Here is a 7,251-nt window from a genome sequence, read left to right on the forward strand (position 1 = left end):
AATAAAGCAAAAAACTGGATAAAAAAATGGTTTTAAGAAAGGAAATGAGCAAAATGATAAAAAAAATTATACTAGTGATATTGGCGTTAGCAACAATTTGGTTTATAGGGGATACAAATTTAAAAGGTAATTCAGTGTATTATGCAAAACATTCACCAAGTAGTAATACTAGGGATTTAGAAATAATGATGTTGGTAGAAAATATACAGAAAAGTGCTGATCATGAAGGGTTTAGTTATAGACTTGACGGAGATAAAACTATAAAAAATACTACAAAAAATGTATATCTAATAAGTAGATACAGTGTAAATGATGCTAACTATGAATATGTATATATAAGTAATGAAAGACAATATTATTATTTTGATGAAAATTTTAAGTTGAAAGAAGTTGTAGATGTTGGTAACAATAGGCAACATATAGATATATCAACAGTAGATGAAAATAAAATAAAAGAAGAAATATATGAGAATTTTAAACCTATATTAAAAGAATCAGAAGAAAATAAGCCATTTATTAATTTGCAGTGGATTTTCAACTGGGTATACAGAGATAGAATAAAGTAAGTTATAACTATAAAATATTGATATAAAAAAGTAGTCAATCCTTTTGTAGAGCCTATTTATAACAAAGTATTAAGCCATCAAGTAATTGGATATCAGGTAAATATAATAAAGCAAAAAACTGGATAAAAAAATGGTTTTAAGAAAGGAAATGAGTAAAATGATAAAAAAAATTATAAAAGTGATATTGGCGTTAGCAATAATTTGGTTTATAGGGGATACAAATTTAAAAGGTAATTCAGTGTATTATGCAAAACATTCACCAAGTAGTAATGTCAGAGATTTAGAATTTATGATGTTTACAGAGAATTTAGATATTCTTGATAAGAAAGATGGATTTAAATATAAACATAAAATTCAAGAAGATAAGTCAGTTCAAAATGTTGAAAAAAATGTTTATTTTGGATATAGTCTGTATGATGATGGGAAAAAATATGTATATATAAGTAATGAAAGACAAAATTATTATTTTAATGATTTGTTTATGTTAGATGATATAATAGATTTTGGTAATGGAATGAAACATATAGATATTTTGACAGTAGATGAAAATAAACTTAAAGAAGAAATATATGAAAATTTTAAACAAATATCGAAAGAATTAGAAAATAACGAACCATCTATAAATCTTCAATGGATATTCAATTGGGTGTATAGAGATAGAATAAAATAATTTAATGTTATTAAAGTAAAAAAACTTCATTGAATATGTATTTAAAAGAATAAATTAAATTTATCGCTAACGTGAATCCTTCAGTGATTTTCGATTTTTTGCCAAATACAATGTATAAAACTCCTTTACGTATAAGATCAAAATAATTATATATACAAAAATAAGATAGAAGTCCATTTCAAAATGGCCAGGTTATAGAAATATAATCTGGCTGTTTTCTGTGGAGAGGAGTAGTTTTGTGATATAATATATAAGATTAGATAGAATGTTGATATAAAGGGGCTTAGAAAAATCGTTAAAAAGTGCGATGCGTAGCAGTTATAAACGAAAGTTATAACTACGAAGGTAAAAAGGGAACTAGCTTGTTCGCAAAATAGCGACAAGCGTATTCTATTGAGATGATTTATCATCCAATAGAATTGTTCCTTTGCACACCCCTAAGCATAAAAAAGGGATAATTGTATGATAAAACTGATTGTTACAGAAATAGGGATTAAGTGAATAATACAATAGAGTTTCTAAATAGCTTGAAATAAAGAGTTTTTTAGTTAGCTAGAAATTTTTAATTGTTGATACAAATTTGTGCGCAGTGGCTGAAAATGAAAACGTTAAAAATTTAGTAATCGTTAAAGTGTTATTTTATAATATAATTTAGAGAGATAGGTACTTTGTCATTTATTATAAGGTATCTTTTTTATTTTTTGATTAATGAAGAAAATGATATAATTAGTTAAGAGTGGAAGGAGGGATATAATGGATAATTCTAAAAAGAAAAATTATACAAAAAGAGATATTGTTGAGGTTTTATTAGAAGATGCATATTTAAAATCTGGAGTAGTACTTAATGAAAACACTATAAAGTGGGAAGAAATTTTTAATCATATTTATGCTAACAAGTTAACCCAAGAACAATTGGATGTATGGATACAAAGATACTATGATTTGATGGTAAGTATACACTATTTAGATGAGTATTCAATGGTAGTTGATTATTTATTGAATAGAAATAAGAATATAACTGAGGATTCTCTTCTAGGATTTGAGCAAAACATGAAAATCATAAAAGAGCCAACTAATTTTAGTAATAAACAGAGAGCACTATTTATAAGAAATGCCTATTGTCACAACGATAATTTAACCAAAGATAAAATAAAAATAGATTCAAATAAAATTTATACAGTAGATATCGCTAATTCAAGTTTTGTAGCTACATTTACTGAACAAAATTTGATTGATATGATTTCGATATTAGCTAATAATTCAAGGAATAGTTATTATATGGATTTAGAAGAGTGTTTTGATTTTGATATAGATGGAGATATTGATAAACAACTAGAGGATATTTATGTTATGTATTATCCGTTTAAGTTAGAGTTTCCAAGAGAATGTGTGAATAAAGAATTAAATGATTTAAATTTTGATAGAAGTAACAAAGCACAAGTTTTAAGGGTGAGTGAAAAAGTAAATAATTATTTACAAAGTAAATTGAAAGATGAAGTAATAGCAAGTGGAAAGAGTTTTAATATAGACGATTATAAGTATTATCTAGATGAAGATCAAAAAGATAGAATAAAGGAATTAATAAATTTTTATTATAATAAAGATTCAGATCTATTTTTTGACAGGGAGAATAATTCATTTAATATGGAATTTATAGTGAAATTCGTTCTTCCTATGCCACATATCTATTCTAATAAATATTATGAAGATATGCAATTTTTAGAGGAAGATTTAAATTTGAATCAGAGTTATATAGAATATAAAAAGAAAAAGGAGGAAAAATTAGCTATTCAATCATACACAATGAATTTAAAACAATCGCTAGGACAACCAATGGATACAAGAGAATACTTAAAATTATATAGAAACTATTTAACTAAATTAAATAAAAGTCTAAGTTTAAATTATGCAATGATTAGATTTATAAAATATTATATGAGTGATATTCATAATCATACAATAATTACAGTAGATAATAAAAATTATAAAAGCGAAAAAATAAGAAATTCACTGGTACATTTTCGTTGGTATATAGGAGCAAATAACACATTAGTATTATATGATGCTTCTCCGAATCATCAAAAATTATATGATTTTAATTATAAAGAAGTCATCTCTATAGAATCATTTTTTAATACATGTAGCTTAAATGTTATAAATTTAATTAAAAGTGGAGTATTGAAATAAGTTTATTTTGAATTATAAATATAATAATAGGGTAGAACACTTCACAGAAATTTGTGTAGTCTTCTTTTTAATGTTTGTTTTTTAAACTTTTTTCTAATAAAATAAACAAGAAGATAAATTGAAGTGGGATGAAAACATGAATAAAGAAGAGCGTTTGAATGAAATTACGAAGTTGATTGATTTAAAAGGTACGGTGAGAGTAACAGAAATAACAACGTAAAGTAGAATACAATTAAACGATATAAAAGGCTTGCTATTAAGGAGTTTCAACGAATTAGATAGAGAAAAGAATAGGTAGAAATATTTTTGATATACTATAGGATTTAAATATTTTTTATAGAGAACATAAATCGTTTAGAAGTTTAGTAATCGTTAAAAAGTATAAAGTTAAAAAGAATCAAGGGAAATATAGGTAGTTAAAACCTTCTTCTTCAAATGGGGAGTTAATAAAAGAATGTACACTTAGTTGTTTTAGAAATAACTAAGTGTACATTCTTTTTTATCTTTTTACTAATTTTGTTTTTTGTTTATTTGATGTTTTTACAGGCTTAGGTACATAAGGTGGATAAAGTTTACGTCCTAATAATATTTGAAATGCTACAAGTATACCACTGACTACAAAGTAGATACCTATAGCAGCTATACTCGTATATGATAAAAATGTTAACATTATAGGTGTAATCCAGACCATATTTTTAGAAACATTTTGTATACGTTCAGCCTCTGGTGTGTTTTGTGACATAGGATTGCTTTGCATCATACTTTGAGAAATTTTACCAACAATCATATATATTACAAAAACAAGAACTAATAGTATGTAAGATTTTTCTCCAAGTGAAATAGATAAAAAGCTTGAATCAAGAATATCTTTAGAATAGACTGGATTCTGTAGAGTGAAATATAAACCAGAAATAAACGGTGCTTGAATTAGAATAGGTATTAGATTACCGAAAATTGCTGGTGAACAATCATATTTTTTATATATTTTAAAGAGTTCTTTTTGAAGTTCAGTTTGTTCAATCCTTATTTTCATTCGTTCATCATTATTAAGTGCTCTCTTTTGATCTTCACTAAGCTTTTTAATTTTACTTTGTACAAGATCTAATTCAGGTTTTGCTTTTTCCATATTGATAGATGATGTACGTTGTTTTTTATAATTTTTCAACATAAAAGGAAGTATAATCCCTTTTACTATAAGTGTAATAATAATTATAGAAATACCCCAACTTTTAACGTAGACATTAATATTTGATAAGAACATATCCATATTTTTGGTGAAAGTATTATAAAAGAAACCATCCGTATCCTTTGAAGAACATCCAGTTAAAATGCTGCTTAATAACAGAAAGTAACAAAATAAAATATATTTTTTCATAGTTTTAATTCCCTTTGATTTGTTATAAATAAATAATATCATATATTTTATAGGAAAACAATGAAAATATATTGACAATATTATTGGAAAACCACATCATTTTTTTAAGGAATTGTAATATAATAAAAAAGGTGAAAACTTCCTTTGAAAACGGAGAAGTCATATAAATCTGATATGATTTTTTCTTTTTTACTATGAGAGATTAAGGTTATCTGATATAATATATTGAGTAAACGAGGGTTAAACAGATTTGTAGAATATGATTAAATCAAGGATAGAGCAAATCGTTTGGCAGTGGCAACTAATAATCTTTTCCTCGCTTTGTTCGTTAAGATTAAAGTTGCTTTTGCATACGTTGTACCTAAGTGTTTTATGATCGCTTCGCTTTTTAAAACACAAACGTACAACGCAATGCACCCCCTAAGAGGGTTTTGCACACCCCTAATTCAAAAAAGGAGATAATTGTATGATAAAATTAGTTGTTACAGAAATAAGTATGTAACAATTAATACAATAAAGACCTTAGATAGCTTGAAATAAGGGAATTGTTAGTTAGCAGTAATGTTAAAGTATGTTAACGAAATTGAATGAGTATTGGTTGAAAATATAAACGTTAAAAAGTTAGTAATCGCTAAAGAGTTTTATAATAAAAATGTTGTAAAAATAGGTGTTTTGTTATTATGACAAATCACCTTTTTATTTTTCGAATGCCCGTTTGAAGTGATATAATTATTAAAAGAAAAAAATATGAAATTTATGAACTGAAACTAAGGAGAGAAGAAGTAATGGAAAAATATACAGAATTAGAATCAAAGGAGTTGAAAGAGCAAACTCAAGCACTTATATTAGGATTAGCAATAGGAGATGCACTAGGAGTTCCTGTAGAATTTGAAAAGAGAAACACTTTTAAAATTACTGATATGACAGGATTTGGTACTTACAATCAACCAGTAGGAACATGGTCAGATGATACTTCTCTAACACTTGTATTGTTAGAACATCTTTCTGAAAAATCGGATTTAAGTAATTTAATGAATAAATTTAAAAGTTATCGTAATGGATATTTAACTCCTTATGGTGAATGTTTTGATATAGGGATTGCAACAAGTAATGCGATTGATAGGTATATTGCGGGGATTCCTATAGATGGGATAGGGGGTAAAGAAGAATGGGATAATGGTAATGGTGCATTGATGAGAATAAGTCCACTTGCTATCTTATTGAAAAATGAAGTAGATTTAACTAAAAAAATAAAAACTATTGAAAAGTATACTAAATTAACACATGCACATCCTAGATCTATTGTAGCTTCGATACTTTATATTCAATTATTGATAGAGTTGCTGTTCAAAAATAATTTAAAAACTTCATTGAAAGCTACTAAGTTATTATTTGAGAATATTTTTGATATAAGTCATCCTTATAGAAAAGAGTACGAAGAACATTTCAAGGAAATATTTATTGATAATTTTTTTGATAAAAAAGAATCTGAAATTTTATCTACAGGTTATGTTGTAGATACACTAAAAGCAGTTATTTGGTGTTTAGGAAATAGTAATAGTTTTGAAGGGACAGTGTTAAAGGCAGTTAATTTAGGAGATGATACAGATACGATTGGAGGAATAACTGGTACTTTAGCAGGAATTATTTATGGATTGGAGAGTATTCCAAATAAATGGTTAAGTAAACTTGCAGCTAAATCTTTAATAGAATCTAAGATAGATGAATTTGTAAAAGTAATAGATCGAGAGAGAAATAGGTGTTTATTTTAAACCAAAAGTACACCACAATACAATAAGCTAATTATATAAAGAGAAACTAGAAACGTACTGATACCAAAAAATTGGATAGGAAATTAAGTAATTGATTTAGTTCTGTCTTGAATAGGACTAAGTTTTTTTATTTAAAATTATTAAAAAGTCACTGATCTATAGATTATATTTTATGATTATAGTAAGTTTCTAATAAGTTACCTGTACTCAATGCTGGGGAAAAGTAATTCACGTAAATGATACGATATATAATGTTGAATAACCTTTATATCAAGGGCTATTTCAAAAGGAATAAGAAAATTATTTTTTCGTTCAGAAATAGGTGGAAAAAATTTTTAGGGTTTCAGGGGGCATATTTCTTTAAAAAAGTAGGTTCATCGTTTAAATATGCACCGAGAGAAAAATACTGGTTTATCAGTTTTTAATAAAATTTTAATGCTGATATCATAAGGTAATATAATTGGATCGCTTGTTTATCACTCAAAAAATGAGCGATAAATTTGTTTTTATGATGTAAAAACTAGAAATGTACGAATTCCTAAAAGTTGATTCGGTTTACAATAAAGTAGTAAAACCTTTTGTAGAACCTATTTATAATAAAGTTATTAAACCAGCAAGTAATTGGATATCAGGTAAATATAATAAAGCAAAAAACTGGATAAAAAAATGGTTTTAAGAAAG

The 7,251-nt window shown here is 25.9% G+C and carries 6 protein-coding genes; 5 read left to right on the forward strand and 1 reads right to left on the reverse strand.

Translation table 11 applies throughout. The annotated features are described in order from the left end of the window. The first annotated feature begins 53 nt into the window (after positions 1-53). The 3 genes from T369_RS0107710 (at position 54) to T369_RS0107720 (ending at position 3,423) form a co-directional block, all read left to right on the forward strand. Complete coding sequence (locus T369_RS0107710; protein WP_031553864.1) at positions 54-566, forward strand: hypothetical protein; 513 nt, start codon at positions 54-56, stop codon at positions 564-566. Positions 567-723: 157 nt separating this feature from the next. Further along, entirely contained in the window at positions 724-1,236 is a 513-nt protein-coding gene (locus tag T369_RS0107715) for a hypothetical protein (protein ID WP_031553867.1), read from the forward strand. Positions 1,237-1,989: 753 nt separating this feature from the next. Further along, on the forward strand, positions 1,990-3,423 hold the full coding sequence (locus tag T369_RS0107720) for a hypothetical protein (RefSeq protein ID WP_031553870.1): 1,434 nt from the start codon (positions 1,990-1,992) through the stop codon (positions 3,421-3,423). A 499-nt stretch (positions 3,424-3,922) separates the two neighbouring features. Here the strand turns inward: T369_RS0107720 and yidC are convergent, their stop codons facing one another. Continuing rightward, complete coding sequence (gene yidC / locus T369_RS0107725; protein WP_035496545.1) at positions 3,923-4,798, reverse strand: membrane protein insertase YidC; 876 nt, start codon at positions 4,796-4,798, stop codon at positions 3,923-3,925. A gap of 785 nt (positions 4,799-5,583) precedes the next feature. Between yidC and T369_RS0107730 the strand changes: the two genes are divergently transcribed. Next, positions 5,584-6,570: an ADP-ribosylglycohydrolase family protein gene (locus tag T369_RS0107730; protein WP_031553877.1), complete on the forward strand. Its 987-nt coding sequence runs from the start codon at positions 5,584-5,586 to the stop codon at positions 6,568-6,570. Positions 6,571-7,096: 526 nt separating this feature from the next. Next, positions 7,097-7,246: a hypothetical protein gene (locus tag T369_RS09300; RefSeq protein ID WP_155835437.1), complete on the forward strand. Its 150-nt coding sequence runs from the start codon at positions 7,097-7,099 to the stop codon at positions 7,244-7,246. Positions 7,247-7,251: the final 5 nt, after the last annotated feature.

This window comes from Gemella sanguinis ATCC 700632, from assembly GCF_000701685.1.
GTDB classification, from domain to species: domain Bacteria; phylum Bacillota; class Bacilli; order Staphylococcales; family Gemellaceae; genus Gemella; species Gemella sanguinis.

What these genes read in the sequence shown, in the direction of transcription:
- T369_RS0107730 (WP_031553877.1), top strand. Translation starts at nt 5,584, where the DNA reads ATGGAAAAATATACAGAATTAGAATCAAAGGAGTTGAAAGAGCAAACT.
- T369_RS0107710 (WP_031553864.1), top strand. Translation starts at nt 54, where the DNA reads ATGATAAAAAAAATTATACTAGTGATATTGGCGTTAGCAACAATTTGG.
- yidC (WP_035496545.1), bottom strand. Translation starts at nt 4,798, where the DNA reads ATGAAAAAATATATTTTATTTTGTTACTTTCTGTTATTAAGCAGCATT.
- T369_RS0107715 (WP_031553867.1), top strand. Translation starts at nt 724, where the DNA reads ATGATAAAAAAAATTATAAAAGTGATATTGGCGTTAGCAATAATTTGG.
- T369_RS09300 (WP_155835437.1), top strand. Translation starts at nt 7,097, where the DNA reads ATGTACGAATTCCTAAAAGTTGATTCGGTTTACAATAAAGTAGTAAAA.
- T369_RS0107720 (WP_031553870.1), top strand. Translation starts at nt 1,990, where the DNA reads ATGGATAATTCTAAAAAGAAAAATTATACAAAAAGAGATATTGTTGAG.